At 56.4% G+C, this 23413-nt stretch carries 21 protein-coding genes; 7 read left to right on the top strand and 14 right to left on the bottom strand.

The annotated features are described in order from the left end of the window. Positions 1-19: 19 nt before the first annotated feature. The 4 genes from G438_RS0107905 to mraZ form a co-directional block, all read right to left on the bottom strand. Positions 20-1777 carry a peptidoglycan D,D-transpeptidase FtsI family protein gene (locus tag G438_RS0107905; protein WP_026460860.1) on the bottom strand — a complete coding sequence of 586 codons (1758 nt, stop codon included), beginning with the start codon at positions 1775-1777 and terminating at the stop codon, positions 20-22. Beyond that, positions 1774-2169, bottom strand: coding sequence for a cell division protein FtsL (gene ftsL / locus G438_RS0107900; protein WP_026460859.1), 396 nt, complete (start codon positions 2167-2169; stop codon positions 1774-1776). Before ftsL ends, G438_RS0107905 begins: the two co-directional genes overlap by 4 nt. Further along, positions 2166-3146: a 16S rRNA (cytosine(1402)-N(4))-methyltransferase RsmH gene (rsmH, locus tag G438_RS0107895; RefSeq protein ID WP_026460858.1), complete on the bottom strand. Its 981-nt coding sequence runs from the start codon at positions 3144-3146 to the stop codon at positions 2166-2168. The genes ftsL and rsmH overlap by 4 nt, the downstream gene beginning before the upstream one ends. Before the next feature lie 110 nt (positions 3147-3256). After that, the gene (mraZ, locus tag G438_RS0107890; RefSeq protein ID WP_026460857.1) at positions 3257-3688 is read right to left on the bottom strand and encodes a division/cell wall cluster transcriptional repressor MraZ; all 432 of its coding nucleotides are present in this window, start codon (positions 3686-3688) and stop codon (positions 3257-3259) included. Positions 3689-4479: 791 nt separating this feature from the next. On the opposite strand from mraZ, the gene G438_RS12080 reads away from it, so the two are divergent. After that, on the top strand, positions 4480-5115 hold the full coding sequence (locus G438_RS12080; protein ID WP_131245851.1) for a DUF6318 family protein: 636 nt from the start codon (positions 4480-4482) through the stop codon (positions 5113-5115). After that, positions 5108-5971 (top strand): hypothetical protein, encoded by an 864-nt coding sequence (locus G438_RS12075; protein WP_131245849.1) that lies wholly within the window; start codon positions 5108-5110, stop codon positions 5969-5971. The genes G438_RS12080 and G438_RS12075 overlap by 8 nt, the downstream gene beginning before the upstream one ends. 183 nt (positions 5972-6154) lie before the next feature. Here G438_RS12075 and G438_RS0107875 read toward each other — a convergent pair whose 3' ends face one another. Further along, positions 6155-6574: a DUF3040 domain-containing protein gene (locus tag G438_RS0107875; protein WP_026460854.1), complete on the bottom strand. Its 420-nt coding sequence runs from the start codon at positions 6572-6574 to the stop codon at positions 6155-6157. A gap of 51 nt (positions 6575-6625) precedes the next feature. Further along, entirely contained in the window at positions 6626-7882 is a 1257-nt protein-coding gene (dinB, locus tag G438_RS11420) for a DNA polymerase IV (protein ID WP_051259420.1), read from the bottom strand. Between the two features lie 48 nt (positions 7883-7930). On the opposite strand from dinB, the gene G438_RS0107865 reads away from it, so the two are divergent. Next, on the top strand, positions 7931-8854 hold the full coding sequence (locus G438_RS0107865) for a spermidine synthase (RefSeq protein WP_034285690.1): 924 nt from the start codon (positions 7931-7933) through the stop codon (positions 8852-8854). A gap of 18 nt (positions 8855-8872) precedes the next feature. Here the strand turns inward: G438_RS0107865 and G438_RS0107860 are convergent, their stop codons facing one another. Beyond that, the gene (locus tag G438_RS0107860) at positions 8873-9988 is read right to left on the bottom strand and encodes a PAC2 family protein (protein WP_026460852.1); all 1116 of its coding nucleotides are present in this window, start codon (positions 9986-9988) and stop codon (positions 8873-8875) included. Positions 9989-10250: 262 nt separating this feature from the next. Between G438_RS0107860 and G438_RS0107855 the strand changes: the two genes are divergently transcribed. Beyond that, a complete protein-coding gene (locus G438_RS0107855) occupies positions 10251-12521 on the top strand; it encodes a HelD family protein (RefSeq protein ID WP_034285687.1) in 2271 nt (756 codons plus the stop codon). A gap of 193 nt (positions 12522-12714) precedes the next feature. Next, entirely contained in the window at positions 12715-13920 is a 1206-nt protein-coding gene (gene serA, locus G438_RS0107850; protein WP_026460850.1) for a phosphoglycerate dehydrogenase, read from the top strand. Positions 13921-13992: 72 nt separating this feature from the next. Here serA and nrdR read toward each other — a convergent pair whose 3' ends face one another. Both nrdR and G438_RS0107840 read right to left on the bottom strand, forming a co-directional pair. Beyond that, positions 13993-14520, bottom strand: a complete 528-nt coding sequence (gene nrdR / locus G438_RS0107845; protein ID WP_026460849.1) for a transcriptional regulator NrdR — start codon at positions 14518-14520, stop codon at positions 13993-13995. 110 nt (positions 14521-14630) lie between these two features. Beyond that, on the bottom strand, positions 14631-15086 hold the full coding sequence (locus G438_RS0107840) for a LysM peptidoglycan-binding domain-containing protein (RefSeq protein WP_026460848.1): 456 nt from the start codon (positions 15084-15086) through the stop codon (positions 14631-14633). Positions 15087-15268: 182 nt separating this feature from the next. Here G438_RS0107840 and lexA point away from each other — a divergent pair, with 182 nt between their 5' ends. Beyond that, complete coding sequence (gene lexA / locus G438_RS0107835; RefSeq protein ID WP_026460847.1) at positions 15269-15958, top strand: transcriptional repressor LexA; 690 nt, start codon at positions 15269-15271, stop codon at positions 15956-15958. A 133-nt stretch (positions 15959-16091) separates the two neighbouring features. Here the strand turns inward: lexA and G438_RS0107830 are convergent, their stop codons facing one another. The 3 genes from G438_RS0107830 to hflX form a co-directional block, all read right to left on the bottom strand. After that, on the bottom strand, positions 16092-17048 hold the full coding sequence (locus tag G438_RS0107830; RefSeq protein ID WP_034285887.1) for an L-lactate dehydrogenase: 957 nt from the start codon (positions 17046-17048) through the stop codon (positions 16092-16094). 151 nt (positions 17049-17199) lie between these two features. Beyond that, entirely contained in the window at positions 17200-19197 is a 1998-nt protein-coding gene (locus G438_RS0107825; protein ID WP_051259419.1) for an ATP-dependent DNA helicase, read from the bottom strand. After that, positions 19190-20695 carry a GTPase HflX gene (gene hflX / locus G438_RS0107820; protein WP_026460844.1) on the bottom strand — a complete coding sequence of 502 codons (1506 nt, stop codon included), beginning with the start codon at positions 20693-20695 and terminating at the stop codon, positions 19190-19192. Before hflX ends, G438_RS0107825 begins: the two co-directional genes overlap by 8 nt. Positions 20696-20799: 104 nt before the next feature. Between hflX and G438_RS0107815 the strand changes: the two genes are divergently transcribed. After that, a complete protein-coding gene (locus G438_RS0107815) occupies positions 20800-21429 on the top strand; it encodes a class I SAM-dependent methyltransferase (protein ID WP_420804725.1) in 630 nt (209 codons plus the stop codon). Positions 21430-21490: 61 nt separating this feature from the next. Here G438_RS0107815 and dapF read toward each other — a convergent pair whose 3' ends face one another. Both dapF and miaA read right to left on the bottom strand, forming a co-directional pair. After that, positions 21491-22393 carry a diaminopimelate epimerase gene (dapF, locus tag G438_RS11415; protein WP_051259418.1) on the bottom strand — a complete coding sequence of 301 codons (903 nt, stop codon included), beginning with the start codon at positions 22391-22393 and terminating at the stop codon, positions 21491-21493. After that, positions 22386-23390, bottom strand: a complete 1005-nt coding sequence (gene miaA / locus G438_RS11410; protein ID WP_051259417.1) for a tRNA (adenosine(37)-N6)-dimethylallyltransferase MiaA — start codon at positions 23388-23390, stop codon at positions 22386-22388. The genes dapF and miaA overlap by 8 nt, the downstream gene beginning before the upstream one ends. Positions 23391-23413 lie beyond the last annotated feature (23 nt).

The raw sequence follows: 23413 nt of genomic DNA, 5'->3' as shown, positions 1-23413 counted from the left end.
CGGGGCCCCACAGTTGTCGCTAGTTCTCTTCACGCCCAGTCGGGTAAAGCTGTGCTGGCTCAGACGAGGCGGGGATACCAAGTGTCCTCACTGCATCTGACGCTGCGTCGCCGAAAAGCGGCGCAGCTACAGTACCACCATACGCGGTAGATTTTGGATTGTAGAGTACGACCGAGATGGCTAACCGTGGGTTATCTGCGGGGACAATACCTGCGGCGGTTGCCACCACACCGGTACCATTTTGCAAGAAAAGCTCGGCAGTACCGGTTTTCAGTGCCACGCGATACCCGTCAATCTGCGCTTTACTGCCTGTCCCTGTTTCGGCCTCGACAACCGACTCCATCATCAAGGTGAGTTGTTGGGCAACTTCGGGTGAAATTACCTGTACCGGTTCGGGACTTTCTGGGTAGTGGACGGTACCGTCAGCCTTCGTCCAGGAGTCAATGATGCGCGGGTTGACACGCACGCCGCCATTACCGATGGTGGCCATCACTGAGGCTTCTTGGAGGGCACTCATGGAATAGGCTTGGCCGAACATCGTCACGTATTTGTCGCGTCCTTGCCACTGATCCGGTGTGCGCAGTGATCCTGCGGTTTCGCCTGGCAATTCAATGCCGGTGGGTGTACCGAGGCCGAAGGCACTCATCATGTTGTACAGCTCGTCATTGGTGAGAGTCTCACCGATGAGGACTGTACCAACATTGGATGACTGTGCCAGAATGCCGGTCGAGGTCAGCTGGTAGGTCGGGTGGTTCCGAATGTCTTTGATGACGCCACCTGAATCGGCACGCGCGATATTATCGGGCACTTCGAAGGTTGTTGTCGGGGTAATGGTGCCTTTTTGTAGTGCCGCCGCGACGGTCAGTACTTTACCTACGGAGCCAGGCTCGAAGGCATATTGGACTGACGAGGCCGTTTGTATCGTTGAACTTTCGGGTTCTTTTGCACCTGAATCGGCCATGACCAGTACGCGGCCGGTTGCCACGTCAAGGATCACGACACTCCCCCAGTCGGACTGGCTTTCCTGCACTTTTGCGTCGAGTTTGTCCTGCACGAGATGTTGCAGGTCCGCGTACAACGTGGTGCGTACTGATGCGCCGTCGATAGGTTCTTCGATGACTTTCTTTCCGCCGGGCATCACAGCACCATTGGGGGCGATTTCGTAGGCTTCCTTACCGGGTGTACCTACCAGCAGGTCATTCATCGTTGCTTCCATGCCAGCGGATCCGGCATTGTCAGCATTCACGGACCCAATGAGCTGGCCCGCGGTATTGCCCGCTGGATAGATCCGTTCGTGTACTGCCTCCCATTCGATACCGTGGATATTGAGTTTGCGTATCTCACGGTATGTTTGCGCGTCGACGTGTTTTTTCAGGTAGACGTAGGTGGAGTCCCCGATCATCATGCCGCCGAGGGTTGCTTCATCCATCGCCAGTAGCGGTGCGAGGAGGCGTGCTGCCATTGCGGGTCCGCGCCCTTCGACTTCTTTTGTTGGCACGCCATCTTTTTCCACGTATCTGACCGCACTCATGATATTCACTTGATTAACGGCGATGTGGTAGGTCTGAACGGAGTCAGCCAGTACTGCACCGGTGACGTCGAGGATTGCGCCGCGTTTGGCGGGAATATCGGTCATACGGGTGCGGACCAGTTGTCCTTCAGCAGCCAAGGATGGGCCTTGGATGATTTGGATGGTGAATAGCCGAAGCGCACAGACGCAAAGGAGCGCGACAGTTGCGATGGCAATCCACCGCGCACGTTTTGCCGACGGATTCATTCTTGAACCGTACCACCCTCAACGGTGCCAGTGCTCAGCGTGACAACACCAGCGCGACCTGCGGGTACCATTCCTTGGGCGGTGGCGGCTTCTTGGAGCGCAGTTGCCGACGACCGTCGCTGGAGCTCTTCTTGCATCGTCCAAGCACTAGCATTGAGTTCATTCAGTACAAGTTGTTGTTCGCGTATCGCAAAGGATGTTTGCGCCATCGCCGTGTTGATCAGCATCGGCACAACGATGGAGATGACGAGTACCGCAATTAAGCCAAGGACTATGGGCAGTATTCCTGCCTGTGGTTGTGCGCGTTCGATGAGGCGCAGTTCGGGTTTGGTGGTCCCGCGTGCTTGTTCAGAGCGCGACGCTGGACGGAGTTTCGCTGCTGTTGCGCTCATCGGCGGTCCTTCCATGGGGCGATCACTTCTGCGCCGCGCAGGCGGACGGAGGCGGATCGCGGGTTATGTTCTAATTCGTGGTCATCTGCTTTGTGTGCTCCGCGCGTCAGTAGGCGCAAGCGTGGCCCCAATTCGGGTGGCACCACAGGCATTCCAGGCGGTGCTTGATCGCTGGCTCCTAAACGGAAGATGTCTTTGACGATGCGGTCTTCCAAGGACTGGTACGACTCAATGACCAGACGTCCGCCCACCCTGAGGCTGTTCAGCGCTTTGGGCAACGTATTTTCGAGGATGCGCAATTCGTCATTAACAGCGACGCGCAGTGCCTGGAAGGTACGTTTTGCTGGATTCCCTCCGCTGCGGCGTGCTGCGGCAGGAATGGCGCGACGCACGATATCCACTAGTTGCGAGGTGCGTGTCAGCGGTACCGTTGTACGTTCGCGGACAATAAGATTTGCGATTTTCGAGGCGAAACGTTCTTCACCGTAGACGCGCAGTATTCGGGTAAGTTCCTTGGTGTCGGCGCTGTTGAGGAGTTGGGCTGCGCTGATCCCGGTGGTGGGATTCATACGCATGTCGAGTGGGGCGTCTTTTGCGTACGAAAAGCCGCGTTCGGCCTCGTCAAGCTGCAAGGACGAGACGCCAAGATCCATGAGTATCCCGTCAACTTTGCCGTCCAATCCCCGCTGCGCCACCACCTCGTCAATGGCGTCATAGGTAGCGTGTACTGCACTGAAACGCTGTCCGAATGGCGCCAGACGTTCGCTGGCTAGCGCGATGGCCTGGGGATCACGGTCAATGCCGATGACGGTAAGGTCGGGGAAACGTGTGAGCGCCCCTTCGGTGTGCCCACCCATACCGAGGGTACAGTCAATGAGGGTTGCGCCAGGATGATTGATGGCTGGCGCAAGCATGTCCAGACATTCCTCAAGAAGCACAGGGATATGCAGATGGGCGGCGTCGCGTGTGGTATTCATCTGCTACCTGTCCTTTCTTGTGTGGCAATACGACGTATCACCCGGTCCCCCACCGAGCTCTGCTATCGGGGAAGTGATGTCAGAACTTGGGCGGAGACCGCGCGATACGTCTAGAACATTCCGGGAATGATTTCGTCTTCGGTGTTGGAGAACACTTCTTCTTGGACAGCCAGGTAGCTGTACCAAGATTTGGCATCCCATATTTCTGCACGGTTGCCTGCGCCAATGACGACAAGTTCCCGGTCAAGTCCTGCATATTGGCGCAGGTCAGTGGGGACACCGATGCGACCTTGTTTGTCAGGGACTTCTTTGTATGCACCCGAAAGCATGACGCGGATCCAGTCACGCGCCTGTTTTGATGACAGAGGCGCGCGGCGCATATCTGCGGTCATATTTTCGAATTCTTGTGCGGGGAATGCGTAGATACAGCGTTCCTGTCCGCGGGTGAGGACGATGCCGCCCTCCATATCTGCGCGGAAGCGAGCAGGGAGGATCACACGTCCCTTGTCGTCGAGCTTGGGCTCGTATGTGCCAAGAAACATGCCTCACCACCTTCCCCCACGTGACACTTGCCCCCACTTTACTCCACTGAAGGAAGATTTCAAGCTTATTTCACGCTAATTTCTTTGCAACAAGCAACAAAATTGGCTTAATTTCAACAAAAAATCATGGTGGAGGAAAATGGAGGAAAATTTCTTATTTTGGGTAGAGCGGGCACTTTCAGCTCGTGCATATTCCCCACCGACAGCGGCGGATAATGCCTGCGGATACGCGCAATTGTTGGACGAGGTCTCAGAATTGGCCCGCCCGCGCAAAGGATGGGCTCAGCAAAATGCCCGGAAAAGCCTCAGATTTAGCGAATCATCACTCCTGCATCAACAAGCAGGCGCTTGAGCCTCTACGCGGTATTTGGACCTTCAGCGACTCTTGCACACTGTCGGCATTATTTGCTCGAAAAGAGCTACACGGTCGCGTGGAGGAAAGTGGAGCAGGTAGGTGGAGGAAGGTGGGACGAGCTCACCATGACAGCGTCCGAGCCCCGATCGGCACCTACTGATGGGCAACGCCTGCCGAGATTTCGTTTCCACAGGTTTGTTGTTGGGGGTAGTCAGGGTGGGGCTTGGTGTTTTACGGTGTGTGCATGAGGTCACATGCTGATGGTCAGGTGGTGTCACACGCTGACGCTGTTACGGGTGTGCGTGATGGTGCGCGGGTGTGTTGTGGTCATGATTCGTGCACTGGTAAGGACCTGTGTGGCGTTTCGGGGCGCCAGTTGTCGGGCTTTGCTTCTGGGCGATCTTTAGGTCGAGGGTGCATGTCGTGGCCTGTGACGGTGGTGCGCACTGTGGTGGCGCTGCTTACTGTGTGCGTGTGTGGCGCGCTTGGCCTTGCCGCGTGCAGTAGCGGTGAATCCGAAGAAGAAGCAGAGGCACGCAGGCTTGCCGAAGGCATCGAACGGTGGGAGGCTGCACAAGCTGAAGAAAATTCCTACGAGACCGACCCTGATGGCAAACTCATCCAGCCCGACCGCGGATTAAGCGAACCCGAGTTGCCTGCAATGGCGAATAGTATGAGCGTCGCCGGCGCTCAAGAGTTTTCAAAGTATTACATCGAACTCATGGAATATGCCTGGAACACAGGAGAGACAGCGACACTAAAGGCTGTTTCTGCGGAGGAATGTCAATTTTGCCTGAGCATGATCACCTCCATCGATGAACATTACTCATCTGGCGGTTGGGCGGACGGTGTAGCTTATTCCATCAACAGCCTTGAAGACCCTTCGCCCATCCCTGGAAATGCGAACGCAGTTGCACTGTTTGCTCATGTTGTAGAAGCTGCACATCATCTTTACGACGGTTCACAACTGGTGGAGATTGAGGAAGATCGCTCGTTGTTGGAACTGCACGCGTGTTGGGCGGAAACATCCTGGACTATCTGTGCTGGAGGTGCGTTCCAAGATGATGAGTAAGAAACATCTTCACACTGCGGCACTGGTGGCAACCATCACGTTGCTTGCCCTTGGTTTCATACCTCAGGCCACAGCCGCAACTCCAGCATGCAACGACGCCAATGAATGCGCGCCACAAACCAGTTTGAAGGCGCATGCGCATAACGATCAACTGTATACAGAGGCACTGCGAAGCGGGCAATACACGACAAGGTCCGCTTGGGGTCCCCTGTTTGGATCACCTTCTGACGCGCCGGGTGAGGTGTTGGTGGTGCGTCATGTTGGGCAGGATGTGACGTTTATGGCGCCGGTGTCTGACCCGGACTGTGGAGTGTGGTACATCGGTGATAACGGCACACAGGTCTACTGCGCCCCACCACCCCAAGGCACACCCACACCCACCCCCACACCTTCAACCCACGATCTGTTGTACGCCGCGTTGGCCTCGGTCACTATCAACGGCGCGGGCCTTGTCATGCAACCTGCCCAATACGCCTACATCGACTTTGCTCAACTCGCCCACGCCACCACCCCCACACAAACCCACACCGTGACCCTAATGGGCACACCCGTGACCATCACACTGCACGCCACAAATTTCACCTTCGACTTTGGAGACGGCACCCCACCCATCACATCATCCACACCTGGGGCACCCTACCCAGATATGACCATCAGCCACCACTACACCCACACCCACCCCGCACGAGTCTTAACCTTGACCACCACATGGGCCGCCCATATTGTCAACCCTTTTACCGGAGAAGAAATCCAGGTTGACGGCGCCTTGTCCACCACCGAACGCACCCAGCCATTTCCCGTACGCAAAGCACACGTCGCCCTGACCGACACCGCCGAAGAACTCGCCGGACACTAAACACCCCCACCACCACCGACGGAATCATCCACCGCACAATCATTACGGGCAAAGCCACCACCACACACAAAAGCCACCACCACCTCACCAAGCAGCAGAGGATATCAGTGACGAGCAAATGGGAGGCAGGCGGACGCCTCACCTGACGTCTATGCACCTCACCCTGCGACGCTGCGCAGAAAACTAGCCGCGGCGTTCATCCCATCGGCGCTCTTGGTCAGCAATAAAGGCTGCCCACCCATTAGGCAGACCCTTCTTTTCCTGTCCTTTTGACGCGTTTCCTTTCGGGGAACTCATCGCCACAAGGACACCCGCCAGCATGAGGACGAAACCAATCACCGCTGCTACGACGGTCCAAATCCCGTGACCGAGCGACAAAGCCGACACAAGGACAATGAGCCCTGCAACAGTGCAGCTAATACCAAGCGCAAGGCGACGTGGAGACCATGTATGGCCATGCGTCACCTGCGCCATTTCGTCGCCTTCTTGACGGCGTGGCCTAGAGGCTGGACGCGATAATTGTGAGGCAAGCTCAGGATCTTCACGGCGAAGTTCTTCCTCCATCTGTTGAAGAACAAGCTTTTCGTACTCTGACAGTGCCATCACACACCCCCTAGTTCACTGGTTCACCTGCAGGTGTGGTCAGTCTAACCCTCAATGCGAGTGTTTCGCGAATGCGCCACCAGGCGGACCAGCCGATGCTGGGTCCATCAATGTTGCTGGACGCAACACATCAGCACCGAAACGGTGTTTTACCTGGTCTAATGCTCGTTCTGCTGCCTCAAGGCGCGAATCAACGTCAAGTGTCACCGGCACACCTTGACTACGGGAACGCAGATTCTCTGCCCTCAATCCACATAGGCGAACACCCGAGGCAGGAATAGGTTGCTGTGCGAGCAACCCTTTGGCGGCATGGGCCAGGTGGGCGGCAAGATCAGTGGCTTCACTCAGGGTGACGGAACGACTAACTGTCTTAAACTCGCCATCACGTAATTTTATCGCTACCGTGAATGCAACCATATCTGCAGCTCGCAGCCTCCGCGCGCATTCGTGTGCCGCCCATAATAGAAAACGCTCAAGTTGGGAACGCGACGAAATATTGTGCTCAAAAGTCCGCTCAACCCCAACCGACTTTTCTGCAGGACGTGCGGCCACCGATCGGTGGTCAATCCCCCACGCCAAGTCGTGGAGGTGATGCGCCACAGCCGGACCCAGAAGTTTTGCAAGCCGCCCCATGGGAGCATTCGCAAGGGCTTCAACGGTGATGATTCCTTCACGTTCAAGTACGGCAGCTGTTTTCCCTCCAACACCCCAAATCACACCGACCGGCAAACTATGAAGGAACGGAATGGTTTCGTGGGCAGGGATCAGCAGCATACCGTCTGGTTTCGCATGTGCCGACGCAATCTTTGCCACAGACTTGTTACAGGCGATACCAACGGATGCTGGTAGACCCACCTTAGAACGAATCTGTCGCCGTATTTCGGCCGCAATACTTGTGGGCGAACCAAGGCGTCGCCGCGCACCCGCAACGTCGAGGAAGGCCTCGTCAATACTGACTTGCTCAAGGCAGGGAGTGACCTGCGCCAAAATATCCATCACCCGACGCGAGTACGCGGCATAGACCCGATGGCTACCCGAAACGACCTGCGCTTGGGGGCATAATGCTCGTGCCCGCATCATAGGCATACCTGCACGCACACCGCTGGCGCGCGCCTCGTAGGTTGCCGAAGTCACCACCCCTCGGTTCCCGCTGCCACCCACAATGAGTGGCCGTCCACGTAACGCGGGATTTTCTGCAAGCTCAACCTCGGCAAAAAAAGAGTCCATATCCACGTGAAGAATAGGGGTTTGCGTATCGTCGTCACCCCAGTGTCGCTTCACGCGACTATCTCGTGGAGCGGTGGACATGACGCGGCTTCCCTTCCCTTCACATTGCTACCCATTACAGTGTCCCCTATGAGCAGACGTCTTTCCTCCCGAGCCACAAGCGAGTTCCCCATTGATTCGGGCACCGCGGTTTTCACCCAAGACGGCAACCTCCTCACTTTGTTTATTGACGGCGTGGAATCGTCGTGTATTGATCTTTTAGACCCGACACACCTTGAATTTGAATATATGCAGCACGCCACCTGTGTGTTAGATTCGTGGGCTGCAGCACCCCCATCACTACGGACACTCCATATTGGTGGTGCTGGATGCGCCCTGGCACGCGCATGGGTTGCGCTCCGGCCAACGTCACGGCATGTCGCCATTGAAATTGACGAGGCGTTGGCCACCTTGGCGCGCCAGCACTGTGATCTACCGCGAGCGCCCCAACTGAAAATACGCGTCGGTGAAGGTCGGGCAATCCTGGAGACGCTTCGTCCAGCGTCGTGGGATGTCATTATGCGCGACGCTTTCATTGATGGCCGCGTTCCGACGCACCTTTGCACGGTTGAGTGTGCGCAACTAGCGTGGAATGTTTTGCGGCCTGGCGGTATCTATATTGTCAACGCCGCCCACGGAGGTGGCAGTGATGCGCGCGTTGACGCGGCCGCGTTACGCGAAGTATTTCCCTGGGTTGTGGCGATTACTGACCCGAAGGTCGGGCGTGGTGGGCGACGTGGCAACGTGATTTTAGCGGCCCAGAAACTCACCACGCCCTTTGACGAGGCGGAGGCAGCTTCCACTGCAAGCTGCCCGCATACGGTAGGCGTGGCCGAGGATGTCGTGGGCAATGTCGGCGAAGCGCGTGGTCAGGTGGAAGATATTGTGCCCATTGACTACGCGGATTTGGAACGGCGTTTGCGCCGCTTGCCGTTACCTGCTCGTCCTCTTTACGGCAAAGATTTCGCCAAGTGGTGTGCCGGTACGCGGCCACTACATGACGCCACTTCTTAGGACGCCCTCGCGTTGTTCTTACGCGCGGTGGCGCGGGGTTTGTCCGTTGTTGTCGTCCCCCGGCAGCCCTTGCTTTCGCCTTTCCACCCGCTCAAGTGCCGCTCGTACCCGCTCGTCAAGGCTTTTTTCGGTGTCAGAATCTGCTGTATCAGCCAAGGTTTGCTGCGCCTGACCATCGTCATTTCCGAGGTGATACTCACCTTCGACCTCAGCATCGCTCGCCTGGGCGGCCTTGGCAGTGCGGGTGACATTGGCCAGATAGGCTTCGATGACGTCACCGATGGTCTTATCTTCCTCAGTTTTCTGCCCATTGGTGGTTTTGCCCAGCGACCCGAGTGGGACCATACCTTCAGGACCGGTCAATGCGTCGTAATGCGCCTCTAAAGCGCGTACGGTAGCGGCTATCTCAGGACTATCGGCAATAAATTGGTCAAGTGCCTGTGATTCTTCGGCGGCACCTTGTTCCAGGTCCCCAACTGGTAGCGCCAGGTCGGCAATTGCCGCCAATTTGCCGAGCATCGCAGAGGAAACCGCAGGGTAGGCGCGTTCAGACATGTAGAACGGAACGCTACCAATCAGGGCGATACCGTCAATGCCACCCTCAGCTAGGCGTTGTTGAATAAAACTTGATAGCGGGGCGGGAAATTGCAGCGGTTGAAGCATTTGTGGCTGTGCGGGCACTAACGACGCGCTAGTGGCTTGCACATGGACTTGGGCTGGTCGCGTATGGGGTGTTCCAGCCGGTATCCCATGCAGCGATACCGTTATTTCCACGCCTGCGTCACGGGCAATGGTGGCGATAGTCTGCGCGAAGGCCTCCCACTTCATATCTGGTTCAGGGCCGTGAAGTAGCAGGAAGGGCCGCCCGAGGTCATCCGCAACGCGATCAAGGCGTATCTGGGGAAGGTCCATATTCGTTGTCACCCAGTTGTCCATCGTTAAGATCGGTCGGTGCGAACGGTAGTCAAGAAAATCGTCGGAGGAAAACGAGGCGACAACGTCCCATTGGAGCGAGGTCATCATCTGCCGTACTGCAATATGGCCGGCTGCACCTGCGTCAATGGCACCATCGAAGTGGATGACGAGAATTGGCGCTGAGGCACCCCAGGCCGGGCCTTTGTCAATCGTTGACATGTGTACTTGTCCCTCCTTCTGCACGTATCGGATCCTTATTTTCTTTCTGTAGTTCTACGCTACCGTGTGGCAGCCCAGTTAGCCTGTTATACCGCGTGGTGCGCATACATGACAGTGTGAGATGTCGCCGCAGGTGACATGTGCCTCAGCATGTCACCTGCGTCCACTAACTGGCCACCCATGTACGACATAAATCATGGCTTCTTAGAATTGACAGACTGCTCGTTAGCATGCCGTTAGCCTGCCTCGGATTGGAGTCGCGATGCCTGATCACATTATCTCGGCTGACCCCACCGACGAATTGAGGCACGAACAGCAATTTGTTGACACTGCCTATGCACGTCTTGATGAGGTACGCGGCCAATATCGCCAGCGACAGGTGCAAGCTCATGCCACACACGGTGTAGGCAACGCTCAAGGATGGAGCGAACGTGACGCTATATCGGCACATTTCGGTGAACTTGCTGCACGCCTTGATGGTGTGGAAGAACGCCTCGTATTTGGCAGGTTGGACCTATCCAGTGGTGACACGCACTATATTGGCCGAACGTCACTGTCAGATGATTCCGGTACGCCTTTGCTTCTGGACTGGCGTGCACCCGCTTCAGCACCCTTTTATCGGGCCACGGCTGTTCACCCGCAAGGCGTAGTTCGGCGACGTCATATTTCCACGCGACAACGTAGTGTTGTGGCGATTGAAGATGAACTTCTTGACAGCGCCGCAGCCGAGAGTGCAGGCATGGCTTTCCAAGGTGAAGGCGCATTAATGGCGGCTTTGGGTAAGGCACGCGAAGGCCGCATGGGCGATATCGTTGCCACCATTCAAAGCGAACAAGATCAGATTATTCGCGCCGATGACAATGGTCTGATCGTCGTTCAAGGTGGTCCCGGCACGGGAAAAACAGCGGTGGCACTTCACCGTGCAGCATATTTGCTCCACGCCAACCGTGAACGCCTTGAGCGCTCAGGTGTGCTGCTAGTGGGACCTTCGCGCGTATTTTTGCGTTACATCGAGAAGGTCCTCCCTTCACTGGGGGAAACGGGTGTTGTGTCCATCACCATTGGCGATTTAGTTCCTGGCGTGCGCGCACGCGAAAGCGAAACACCCGAGGTAGCGCACATAAAAGGGCTTGCAGTTTGGTCAAAAATCCTTGAGCACGCAGTGCGTGACCTTGTGAAAGTCCCTGAGTCAGATCAGGTTCTCACCGTGTGGAACAGGCGGGTCAGGCTGCTACACACCGATGTCGTAGCGGCCGTGCGTCATGCGCGTCGAGGAGGACGTCCACATAATGTTGCACGCGACACTTTCGCACGCGACCTGATGAAAATCCTCGCTGAACGCCTGGTCACTGATCACGCACAGCCCGGCAGCACACCAGACCCTGAAGAAGTGGTGACATGGACAGGCGAAATCCGGGACTCAACGTCGGCACGCCGAGCCATTAACCTTGCGTGGATGCCAACGCGTGCCACGACGCTACTGAAACGCCTGTGGGCAAAACCTGCTCTTCTCGCTCGCCTCAACCGCGAGGTCGGTTCCCCTTTGTCGGCACAACAATTAGCTGCGGTCTTTCGGCAACGCGACGCGGGTTTCACTGCTGCTGACGTGCCACTCCTTGATGAGTTAGAGGAACTCCTTGGTACATGCGACGTATTAGAACGCAATACATCAAAGGAATCGACCTCCACAGGTGACGAAGTTGAACGTGCACGCGAAGCGATGGAATCAATGGGCCTGGGCGGCGGCATTGTTTCAGCGGAAATGCTCGCAGCTTCGGCAGCTGGCGTCGAACAGATCGCCCCGCTGGCTGAGCGCGCCGCCTCGGACCGCACATGGACCTACGGGCATATCGTCGTTGACGAGGCGCAGGACCTGTCACCGATGGCCTGGCGCGCACTTTTGCGCCGATGCCCATCACGAAGCTTTACAGTAGTTGGCGATCTTGACCAGAAACGCGGCAAGCACCCAGCATCGTCGTGGGAGGATGCCTTGGGCCCTGCTGCCAGGGCACTGCACGCACAATACGTACTGTCGGTGTCGTATCGGACCCCACGCACGTTGACGCGTTTGGCGGAAGGCGTGTTGGCACGTGCAGGCGCACCGGTATTACATCCAACCCACGCGGTACGTGACGTTGAGGACTGCTACCAGGTGCGCTCACTTCCCCCTGGCACACCTGGCAGCGACGAGGCGGTGCGTAGCCTCGCTGGCACGGCAGCCCGGCACGCTTGTGAGCGCCTCGATGCGGACCAAGGTGAAGGGCAGGGACGTGTCGCCGTCATCGTTGGCTCCTCTCGAGCGCAAGCGTGGGGAGCGGACACTATTGGGGCGACGTCACTGACTGAACGCGTGAGTCTATTGTCCGCGGGAGCAGCCAAAGGCTTAGAGTTTGACTCTGTTATCGTCGTTGAACCCAGTGAAATCCTGGCTGACGGACCTGGCGACCTTTTTGTGGCGCTCACGCGTGCAACCCATGATTTAACTGTTGTTCACGCTTCCCCGCTGCCTGGCGGCATGGAGGAATGGGAATAGCGATCCGACGAGGTGCAAACACCTCGGACGGAAGAAGTAGTTTCGGGCCTGGCGGCATGGAGGAATGGGAATAGCGATCCGACACCTCGCCACCGCAATTGCTGTGCTCTGCTGGACGTACATGGCGCAATAGAAGCGTCCGCGGCCCGGATATCTTGGGCGCTTCATTGTCTATTCATGGCACGATGTTTCTATGACTCGGGCATTGCTTTTGGAGAATCCGCACCCAGTTTCAGATGAGGTGTTTGAACGGTGTGGTATTGACGTCACGCGGTACAGCGGCGCCTTGGATGAGAATGAATTAATCGAGGCGCTAGAAGGCGTCGACTACTTGGGCATTCGTTCGAAAACGATGGTGACAGAGCGCGTATTGCGTGCCCGCCCTCACCTGCGTGCGATAGGCGCCTACTGCATCGGTACGAACCAGATTGATGTGGCGGCTGCCACCTCCCTAGGTATCGCTGTTTTTAATGCGCCGTATTCCAATACCCGCTCGGTTGTTGAACTCGCGATTGGCCACATCATTAACCTGTCACGACGGGTGACGGTGAAGAATTCACGTTTGCACCGTGGTATTTGGGACAAGAGTGCTGACGGTGCGCATGAGGTGCGGGGCCACACGCTGGGCATTATCGGGTACGGCAATATTGGGAAACAGTTGTCGGTACTTGCCGAGGCCATGGGGCTTAACGTGATCTACTACGACATTGCCGAGAAGTTATCGCTTGGCAATGCCACCCAAATGCCAACGCTAGAGTCGGTGCTACGCGAGGCTGATATTGTCTCTATTCATGTCAATGGCACTTCTGACAACGAAGGACTTTTCGGTGCAAATGAATTCGCATCGATGAAGCGTGGAGCGCTATTTATTAACCTGTCACGCGGTTTCATTGTTGATATGGATGCACTGCGTGAAAGCCTTGAAAGTGGGCACCTTGCTGGGGCTGCGCTTGATGTTTTCCCAGAGGAGCCTAAAGGCAATGGCGATCCGTTTACGTCACCACTTGCTGGTTTTGACAACGTCATTTTGACGCCGCATATTGGTGGGTCCACTGAGGAGGCCCAGTGGGATATTGGCCGCTTCGTGTCGTCAAAGATTACTGATTTTGACGCTACTGGTTCAACTGATATGAGCGTGAACCTGCCGAATTTGCAGCTGCATACTTCTGCCACAGCTCAGTTCCGTATCTCGTTGGTTCACCGTAATACGCCAGGTGTTTTGGCATTGGTCAACCAGGTATTTGCTGAAGCTGGTGCCAATATTGAAAGCCAGATTCTGTCAACTGCTGGGTCAACGGGTTATGTGCTCACCGATATTTCCTCTGAGCTTCCTCACGAGGCGTTGGCTGCGATTGATGCTATGGAAGACACTATCCGTCTCACTGTGACACCCCTATAGCGAGCTATCTGGTTGATCTTTGTGGTGCGGGATCCACCTGGCGCACCGGTAGCCATCCCTTCGCAGGCACCTTTACGTATCGAGGAGTGTTGGCTCTTCCACTTGCGAACGTTTTGTGCGTCGTTTACCTGTTGTCCGCTTTTGCGGGGTAACTGGTTTTCGCCCACGCAACTGGTCAATGGCGCGAGCAAAATCTTCAACACTATCGAAATTTCGATATACAGAGGCAAAGCGTAGGTAGGCAACTTCGTCAAGGTCACGAAGGAAGGGAAGGATCGCTTTGCCCACTTCCTCGGAGGATACATTGGATACACCTGAGGAACGCAACTGTTCTTCCACTTGCTGAGCAAGTAAAGCCAACTGATCTTCATCAACATCGCGGCCACGGCACGCTTGCCGCAGGCCAGAGATCACTTTCATACGTGAAAAAGGCTCAACAACGCCCGAGCGTTTAACAACTTGAAACGACGAGGTTTCAAGGGTGGTGAAACGCTTTTTACATGCTGTGCATTCACGCCTTCGTCGAATGGATGCACCATCATCGGCGATCCGTGTATCAACGACGCGCGAATCGGGGTTATGGCAAAACGGGCAATGCACCCCATAACGCTACGGCCCGAGGGCGATCAGCGCAAGCCTAAGACCGCGCTCATCTCACGATCATCAATTACCAACAGGTGTGGCAACATTATCCTTCAGCCCATCGGCCCTTATTGTGTGGGCAAGCGCAGCATCTGTCCGACCGCGAGACCGCCAGAAATATCGTTGAGCCGATAGATATCTGTGACAATATCTTCCAAAGGACGCTGCGTATCAAGCGAAGCCGCAATACTCCACACCGATTCACCACTTTGCACTGAATGAACGACAGTGGCAGCAGGGTCAATCTGCGGTTGCAGTGCCAGCCCAAAGAAGATTGCACCCACGGTGGCGACGACAGTAGAACCAACGGCAAGGGCCGCACGCAGGTAGCTTCCCCTCTTTTTCACTGTGCTTGTGTGACGCATGAGTGGGCGGCGCGCATCAGCAGGAGAATCTTCCCGCAGCTGTTCACGTCGACGACGCAGTGACGGGGCGGAGGAAATATCACGCACCGGTGCGAGCGGCGCATCGGGGACAACGATAAGCCGAGGACGCTGTGTCTTTACAACTGCTGCATATGCCATTGTTTTACTCCATTCACCAGTCGTACACATGTTCGTCGAACACATGTACTATATCAATGTCGACCGGCAATGTCGAGACCCGCTCGAACATATGTTTCACATTTCGGCGTCGCTCGCATAACCTGTTACTACAAGTGGAACAGCACCCACCCACATCTGCGTCCAGCGCTTGAGGAGACACCATGGAACCCACTGCTCTCACCGATCGTCAGATGCAGATCCTTCGCTGTATCTATGACCACGCACAACACCACGGCTTCCCTCCGTCTGTGCGCGAAATCGCCACCAGCGTAGGTCTAGCGTCACCATCGACGGTCAAACACCACCTGGATATTTTGGAACGCGCTGGATACCTTCAACGCGTCCAGGGTCTGCCGCGCGCAATGGAAGTCTCCGAATACGGTCGTCAGTGTCTTGGCGTTGACGCTTCACCGTCCCCTGGCCTACCTTCCGCGTCTTACATTGAAGTGACGGTCCCGGTAGGACACAGCGACGAGGACGGATCAGCGATTCCACTCGTGGGTCGCATCGCAGCAGGGTCGCCGATTACAGCCGAACAATATGTCGAAGACGTTTTCCAACTGCCTACCCGACTCACCGGTCACGGTGAACTATTTATGTTGGAGGTCAGCGGCGATTCAATGATTGAAGCCGGTATCCTTGACGGCGACTTCGTCGTGGTACGCGCTCAACAAACAGCTCACGAGGGTGAAATCGTTGCTGCCATGATTGACGAGGAAGCCACCGTCAAAGTCTTTTCTCGAAGCGGTGGCCATATTTGGCTACTGCCTTGCAACCAGAACTACTCCCCTATCCCAGGCGATATGGCTACCATTTTGGGACGCGTCGTCACCGTCCTGCGTTCCCTATAAGACCATCGCATCTGCGCACGCTTGCACGCACAACATTTGAGCCCAGCATTTGAGGTAATCGGGTCGTCGGCCAAATATTTCCAAACAACAAGGAGGGCCGAAGCGTGCGCCTCGGCCCTCCCGAAAAATGCAATCAGAAGCCCAGATCGCGGGCAACTTGACGCAGACGCTCAGCCGACGCAGTCAAGCCGTCGCGTTCAGCCAATGTCAACGGCGGATTGAGCACACGGCCAGCGCCAGCACGTCCAACGATTGTCGGTGCAGCCATACACACATCGGAAATGCCTTCCCAATCTTCAAGCAAGGTCGAAATGGTCAGGACACGGTTTTCGTCACGGAGGACTGCACCCGCGATACGGGAGGCAGCCAGACCGATAGCGTAATTGGTGGCACCTTTACCTTCGATAATCCGATACGCCGACTGCACGACGTCCTCAGCGATACGCTTACGCAATTCTGAGTCGAAAAGGCCCCCTGAAAGTGTCGGCCCCCAGTGGCTGAGCGGAACATTGCCAATTTCGGCGCTTGACCACAGGGCTACCTCGGAGTCACCATGCTCACCTGCGATATAAGCGTGGATATTTTGTGTTGCCACACCTGTTTCGAGCGAGACAAGGTAACGCAAACGAGAGGTGTCGAGCACGGTTCCTGAACCAAATACCTGATTGCGCGGCAGGCCAGTGATTTTCAGTGCTGCATACGTCACCACATCAACGGGGTTGGTGATGAACATGAATACCGCTTCCGGGGCCACTTCTTGGAGCCGTGGCACAATGACGCGCATCAGGTCCACTGTGGAACCTGCCAGTTCAAGGCGCGACTGGCCTGGCTTCTGCTTCGCACCAGCGGTAACGATTACCATGTCAGCGCCGCGCACGATCTCAATATCGTCGCTTCCTTCAACGCTTGAGGTCGGCGTGAACTGGATACCGTGGGCAATATCGAGAGCTTCAGCCTCGACCTTCGGCTTATTTATGTCATGCAAAACGATGCTGCGTGCGTCACCCTTAATGGCGCAGGCGTAGGCGACAGCGGTGCCGACAGCGCCTGCACCGATGACAGCGATCTTCGAAGGGCGGCCAGTGGACATTGGGTAAAGGCTCGTTGCGGTCTCAGACACAGTGTTCCTCCTCAAAGGCAAGGTAGTGTGATCCCCATTATGGCAAGTCAGAGCCGCTGGCAACAGTCCTCACCGCATATTCGTGGCATAGGGAAGGACAGAAACGGCAGCGATTAGCGCTTTAGGCCTCACGCTCATCTGCTAAACGTCTCAAAGCTTGGCGAACAAGTGTCCCATTCGTTGTTGGCCACATCGCGGGCATCGATGAGCGGATCACCGCGCCGTAGCCTTTCGTCACTAAACGACAATCCAATACGGCAACGACCCCGCGGTCATTCACGGTGCGCAACAATCGTCCAGCGCCCTGTGCCATGAGAAGTGTCGCCTTTGGCAGTGAAACCGTCCAAAATCCGTTGAGTCTGCGCCGCTGAGCGTCCTTTGTTAGCGCCTTGGACACTGGATCATCAGGGTGCGGAAATGGAATACGGTCAATGATGACCAATCGACACGAGGCTCCGGGAACGTCCACCCCCTGCCACAGGCCAAGCGTACCGACCAGGCAAGAATCGACGTCGTGACGAAACTGCGTAATCAGTGACGACGCGCTTTCTTCCCCCTGAAGGTAAACGGTGAAATCAGTCTTTTCCCTTAACGCAGCTGCCCCCGCCTGCGCTCCCTTCCAGGAAGAAAATAACGCTAATGCGCCGCCACCACTTGCCTGGACGAGTTCAACGAGCTCAGCCAAGGCCTCGTCACTTACCCCTGCCTGCCCAGGCATCGGCAGGTGCTCGGCGACGTAGATAATACCCTGTTTCGCCTCGTCAAAAGGGGTACCCACGTCGATTGCGCGCCAAGGTTGCTCTGCCAGATTCAGGCCACAATCGTAGGCGATAGCGTCAAATGTGCCACCAAGACGAAGTGTTGCCGACGTCAGCACGGCTGCAGCATCACCCAGCGCAGCCGTGCCGATTGCCGAGGCCACGTGAAGTGGTGCGATCACCAATTCTGCCTGCCCGCCATCATCGGGCCGCTGAATCCACGTAATAGATTCATCGGCCACCCGATTCCACGCACCACATGTTCCCATCACTTCGTCCAAGGCCGCGCGAGCTAATGCCTTGGCCGCTGCATCACTTGACGAAGCCTGCACCTGAGTAAGTGCCTCCCTTGCCGCATTGTCGAGGCCGCGCACCGCATCGCTGAGGACCTGGTCTCGTTCGGCAAGCAATCCGGCAGGTAACTCGTTGATCGCGTCGACGAGGGCCGTTGCAGCTGTTTCAAAATCCTGTGTATCCACTGCAGCATGCGTGCGGGCCGCACGTGCCACCCGCGCCAGTTGTCCCGCCGAAAACGACGCGGATGCCTGTGCACGAACCCGTTCAGCTAACTCGTGGGCCTCGTCAACAATGACCATGTCAATATCGGTGAATAAATCCGCTTCCCCCGTTGCGTGGATTCCAAGCAGCGTGTGATTCGTAACAATCACATCGGCCTCAGCAGCCCGATCGCGGGCACGCTGCGCGAAACACTCCTCCACCATAGGACAGGCACGCCCAAGGCATTCACGTTTCGACACCGACACATGACGCCATGCCCGCTCTGATGGTCCCGGCACAAGGTCATCACGGTCACCGGTATCAGTTTCTTTGGCCCACTGTCGCAATTCCATAATTTCGGCAGCAAGCTGTGAGCTGGGGCCACCTGTTGCACGCGCAAATACAGGTGAGTGCTCAACGTCGAAAAGTGTCCCCTCGTCAGGATAACCACCTGCCAGACGGTAAGGGCACAGGTAGTTATTCCACCCTTTCAGTAGCGCCACCGTTGGTTGTACCCCCGTATGGGTCGCAACGGTATCAGCAACAACGGGCGCGTCTTTGACCAGTATTTGCCGCTGTAGCGCCAAGGTCGCTGTGGAGATCACAGCACGTGCCTGCGCGCTCGCGCAGTAAGTCATTGTCGGCACGAGGTAGCCGATTGATTTGCCGGTGCCTGTACCTGCTTGCACAAGGAGACGTTCATTGCTGGTGATGGCTCGGCATATTTCTTCAACCATCGTGACTTGACCGGCTCGGTGGCCACCACCCATCGCCGAAAGGACATCCGTTAAGACGCGACTACTCAGCGCCGCTAAATGGCTGGAGGCCTCGTCAACCTCAGTTGGCACAGCGACATCAGCCATCGCTCACCGATGCGGCCGTCAGTTTGTCAGCAAGGTAGGCATCGACCCGTGCCACCAGGTGCGTACCTGCTGCCACATATTCTTCAACACTTACTTCGCCTTCTTCATGGACAGCGTGGACAAGATCTCCCCGGCTATACGGCACGACAACGTCAACCTGGACGCGGGGACGAGGCAACATATCCTGGATTTTTTCCCGCAGTTCCTCTATGCCGTACCCCGTCCACGCAGAAACAGCCACCGAATGAGGCAGTACTGAACGCAGCAAAGCAATTTGCTCCGGCGGCGCCAAATCTGCCTTATTGAGTGCGATGATTTCAGGAATATCACGGGCACCAGGGATTGTATCCATTACCGCGTGGACGGCGTTGATTTGGCCAAGCGGATCGGGATGAGCACCATCGACAACGTGAAGGATGACATCCGCTTGCCCAACTTCTTCCAGGGTTGACCGGAATGCTTCAACCAGTTGAGTGGGCAGATTGCGAACAAAACCCACCGTGTCAGTGAGTGTATGGAGACGCCCATCAGGAGTCGTGGCTCGCCGTACGGTGGGATCCAAGGTGGCAAATAATGCATTTTCCACGAGGACATCCGCACCTGTCAGGCGATTAAGCAGGGTTGATTTTCCAGCATTGGTATACCCTGCGATAGCCACAGAGGGCACGCCTCCGCGTCGACGTGCAGCGCGCTGCGTGTGGCGTGACGGTTCCATGTCTTTGATTTGGGTGCGCAGCCGTGCCATGCGGGTACGAATTCGGCGGCGGTCAAGTTCAATTTTTGTTTCGCCTGGACCACGAGAACCAATACCTTCACCGCTGGCAACCCGTCCGCCAGCTTGGCGGCTCATTGACTCACCCCAGCCACGCAGGCGGGGCAGCAGGTATTCAAGCTGAGCCAATTCCACTTGCGCTTTACCTTCGCGGGATTTCGCATGTTGAGCGAAAATATCAAGGATTAGCGCGGTGCGGTCAACCACCTTGACTTTCACGACGTCTTCAAGGCCACGACGTTGGCTTGGAGCCAATTCTGAGTCCACAATCACGGTGTCGGCACCTGTTGCTGCAACCAATTCTGCGAGTTCTTTCGCTTTACCTTTCCCCAGGTAGGTCGCCGGATCAGGGGTGACACGTCGTTGAATCATGGCGTCAAGGACTTCAGATCCTGCCGTTTCAGCGAGGGCAGCAAGTTCTCTCAACGAGTTTTCTGCTTCCTCTTGCGTTTCCACAGTACGCAAGCCGACAAGTACTACCTTTTCCAGGCGAACCTGCCGGTATTCGACTTCGGAAATGTCTTCTAATTCTGTGGACAATCCACTTGTACGTCGTGTACCTGTGCGAGCTTCTCGTTCTAACCAGCCTGCGTCAGTGGATGTGTCGTGCCCAACGGTTGAGGCCAGTGCGGTACCGGTCCTGGCAAGTACCCGCGCCACGACCTCTTCCGCTCGGCGTGTCCCTTCCGTATTGGTCGGTTCTGCCTCGGGTGGGGTCTGCGACATAAGGGGACTCCTTTGGTACCTGGATGAGATAGATATACCAGTGTGTCACGTTTGGTGCCGATCCGTGATGTGAAATGGGGCCTGTGGACACGTAGGCTATGAGGGTGGAACAGCAGCAGTATTTTTCGAATCTATCTCCTGCCTCAGCCGACGAGCTTCGTCTACTTCACGCGAAGGCGCGCGGCTACGACTTGGAGATGTGGGTATCTGATCGTGTCTTTTCGGCAACGCGTCTTGACCTTGGGACGCGCCAGCTCCTTGCCGAGGCGCCGAAGCTTCCCGATGGTGGCGTCATGTTAGACCTGGGCTGCGGGTGGGGACCGCTTGCTGTGACGATGGCCTTGGAAGCTCCGCAAGCGAGTGTGTGGGCGGTTGATGTGAATGAACGTGCCCTTGATTTGACACGCCGAAATGCCGTGCATAACGAAGTTGAGGACCGCCTTTATGTTGCCACCGGTGACGAGGCGATGGCGCGGGCAGCATCGGAGGGGACACGTTTTGACGTCATTTGGTCGAATCCGCCAGTACGTATCGGTAAGGAAGCGATGCACCAGATGCTCACGTCATGGCTGAGTTTACTTGCCGAGGCCGGGCGCGCTTATTTGGTGGTGCAAAAGAACCTGGGGGCTGATTCACTCACCACCTGGCTGAATGCGCATGATTTTCCTGCGAGAAAAATTGCGTCAAAAAAAGGGTTCCGCATTATCGAGGTGGAGCCTCACTCTTCGCACTGACCTAACTGGTGCAACCGCTACCCCGACTCATGCAATGTGAGGGGTGTGCCGCGGCGTGGAGTCACCAGAGGATATCGGCAATATGGCAGGCTGGCCCCATCAGTATGACTGTATCTGGTCGTAATTCCACGTCGATGCGTCCACCGGGCACATCGATCAGCCAATGTGTTGGCGCGCCTTTGCCTTGACGTAGAGCTGCTGCCACAGCCGCCGCACAACACCCTGTCCCGCAGGATGCTGTTTCTCCGACGCCGCGTTCTAAGACACGCATCACGAGGTGTCCGTAGCCTCCCTCACGTTCGCTGTGGGTGGTGATATCTACGGTGAGCTCAAGGTTGATGCCATCTGGTGGCGTCGGTGAATATATGGGCCGCATATGCGGCGGTGCAGCGTCAGCATCGCAGAGTGGAAGCACCGCGGCCGTAAGATCTTCCCGACGGTCAAAAGCCACCACCGCGTGGGGGTTAGGGATATCCACGTGAACTGCCTCAAATATCCCGTCAACACCGGGCACTGTCACCATCATATTTGCTGTGCCGTTCGTCACCGGCGCACCCATGTCAACGGCGTACCACGCTTGACCATCACGATCTGCCAGCCGCTGAACCTTTTTGAGGCCGCCTCGTGTGCGAACTGGCAGTGTGTCACCAACGCCAAGATCAATGTATCCACGATGGCGCAGATGGTGGACGAATGCTCGCACCCCATTGCCGCACATTTGGGCGTAAGAACCGTCAGCATTGCGGTAATCCATGAACCATATGTCGTCGGTATACACGCAGCGTATGAAGCCGTCCGCACCAATCCCAACGGTAGGCGAACACATGGCACGTACCTGCGCCGCAGTGGGCTCCCATGTGTCATGCGCATCGTCACAGATAATAAACGTGTTGCTTGTCCCATGGACCTTGGCAGTGCTGATACCGTCAGGTGGCCAAAGCCCCTCCCCCGCATTGTTACTCATTACTGTCCTTTCGGCTGCATTGGGCAAGCACCGCCTCACAGGCACGGTCAGAAAGTGAACTATCGTGCGTTGCAGGCAGCCAAATAATGCGGGGGTCTGGGCGTAACCATTTCAACTGTTTGCGGGCGAGTTGGCGCGTAGCCAGCGCAACGGCGTCAGTGGCCTCGTCAATCGTCATTGCCCCGTCAATAACGGCTAAAGCCTGCGCATATCCTGTTGCTTTGGAAGCGGTGCGCCCTTGACGCAGACCCCGCAAAATGAGTTCGCGTACCTCATCAATGAGGCCATCGGCAAACATTTTGCGAGTACGCTGGCCGATTCGCAGGTCAAGGTCGTCCATCTCACGTGCAATAGCGATCATGACGGCCCGTTGATGGAATACGTGACGCGGCATTGTCGCTGAGTACGGTTTGCCGGTGAGTTCTATAACTTCCAGGGCGCGCACAAGGCGGCGGGTGTTATGCGCATCAATGCGCTCAGCACTTAAGGGGTCAAGGCTTTTGAGGCGTTCATGTAAGCCACGAGGCCCATATGGTCCCTGGGCAAGGGCTTCGTAACGAGCACGGATCGCCGGATCAGTACCCGGGAAGTCAATTGTGTCAAGGAGCGCACGCTGGTATAGGCCCGAACCTCCAGCAACGACGGCAAGGTTACCCCGCTGATGGATGGCTGCAATATCGGCGCGTGCCTGCACCTGGTACTGCGCAGCTGACGGTTCCTCGGTGACATCAAGGGTGTCAATTTGGTGGTGTGGGATACCGCGACGCTCATTGATGGGGGTTTTTGCAGTCCCAATATCCATCCCACGGTAGAACTGCATTGAGTCCGCTGAAACAAGTTCGCCGCGATGAGCGCCAAGAAGAGCAGGTAGGCGTTCAGCAAGATCAAGGGCGAGGTCACTCTTTCCTGAGGCTGTGGGGCCAACGACGGCGACAATCATCGTGGAGTCGGGGGCAGATGCCGTATCACACTCGTGGTAGGACGCAGGCGTTGACATAACCCCAGTTTAGGCCCCAGCAC

The sequence above is a fragment of the Schaalia suimastitidis DSM 15538 genome, from assembly GCF_000429105.1.
Classification (GTDB): domain Bacteria; phylum Actinomycetota; class Actinomycetes; order Actinomycetales; family Actinomycetaceae; genus Pauljensenia; species Pauljensenia suimastitidis.
This window is presented reverse-complemented; position numbering and strand designations above follow the sequence as displayed.

What these genes read in the sequence shown, in the direction of transcription:
- G438_RS0107905 (WP_026460860.1), bottom strand. Translation starts at nt 1,777, where the DNA reads ATGAATCCGTCGGCAAAACGTGCGCGGTGGATTGCCATCGCAACTGTC.
- ftsL (WP_026460859.1), bottom strand. Translation starts at nt 2,169, where the DNA reads ATGAGCGCAACAGCAGCGAAACTCCGTCCAGCGTCGCGCTCTGAACAA.
- rsmH (WP_026460858.1), bottom strand. Translation starts at nt 3,146, where the DNA reads ATGAATACCACACGCGACGCCGCCCATCTGCATATCCCTGTGCTTCTT.
- mraZ (WP_026460857.1), bottom strand. Translation starts at nt 3,688, where the DNA reads ATGTTTCTTGGCACATACGAGCCCAAGCTCGACGACAAGGGACGTGTG.
- G438_RS12075 (WP_131245849.1), top strand. Translation starts at nt 5,108, where the DNA reads ATGAGTAAGAAACATCTTCACACTGCGGCACTGGTGGCAACCATCACG.
- G438_RS0107875 (WP_026460854.1), bottom strand. Translation starts at nt 6,574, where the DNA reads ATGGCACTGTCAGAGTACGAAAAGCTTGTTCTTCAACAGATGGAGGAA.
- dinB (WP_051259420.1), bottom strand. Translation starts at nt 7,882, where the DNA reads ATGTCCACCGCTCCACGAGATAGTCGCGTGAAGCGACACTGGGGTGAC.
- G438_RS0107865 (WP_034285690.1), top strand. Translation starts at nt 7,931, where the DNA reads ATGAGCAGACGTCTTTCCTCCCGAGCCACAAGCGAGTTCCCCATTGAT.
- G438_RS0107860 (WP_026460852.1), bottom strand. Translation starts at nt 9,988, where the DNA reads ATGTCAACGATTGACAAAGGCCCGGCCTGGGGTGCCTCAGCGCCAATT.
- G438_RS0107855 (WP_034285687.1), top strand. Translation starts at nt 10,251, where the DNA reads ATGCCTGATCACATTATCTCGGCTGACCCCACCGACGAATTGAGGCAC.
- serA (WP_026460850.1), top strand. Translation starts at nt 12,715, where the DNA reads ATGACTCGGGCATTGCTTTTGGAGAATCCGCACCCAGTTTCAGATGAG.
- G438_RS0107840 (WP_026460848.1), bottom strand. Translation starts at nt 15,086, where the DNA reads ATGGCATATGCAGCAGTTGTAAAGACACAGCGTCCTCGGCTTATCGTT.
- lexA (WP_026460847.1), top strand. Translation starts at nt 15,269, where the DNA reads ATGGAACCCACTGCTCTCACCGATCGTCAGATGCAGATCCTTCGCTGT.
- G438_RS0107830 (WP_034285887.1), bottom strand. Translation starts at nt 17,048, where the DNA reads ATGTCCACTGGCCGCCCTTCGAAGATCGCTGTCATCGGTGCAGGCGCT.
- G438_RS0107825 (WP_051259419.1), bottom strand. Translation starts at nt 19,197, where the DNA reads ATGGCTGATGTCGCTGTGCCAACTGAGGTTGACGAGGCCTCCAGCCAT.
- hflX (WP_026460844.1), bottom strand. Translation starts at nt 20,695, where the DNA reads ATGTCGCAGACCCCACCCGAGGCAGAACCGACCAATACGGAAGGGACA.
- dapF (WP_051259418.1), bottom strand. Translation starts at nt 22,393, where the DNA reads ATGAGTAACAATGCGGGGGAGGGGCTTTGGCCACCTGACGGTATCAGC.
- miaA (WP_051259417.1), bottom strand. Translation starts at nt 23,390, where the DNA reads ATGTCAACGCCTGCGTCCTACCACGAGTGTGATACGGCATCTGCCCCC.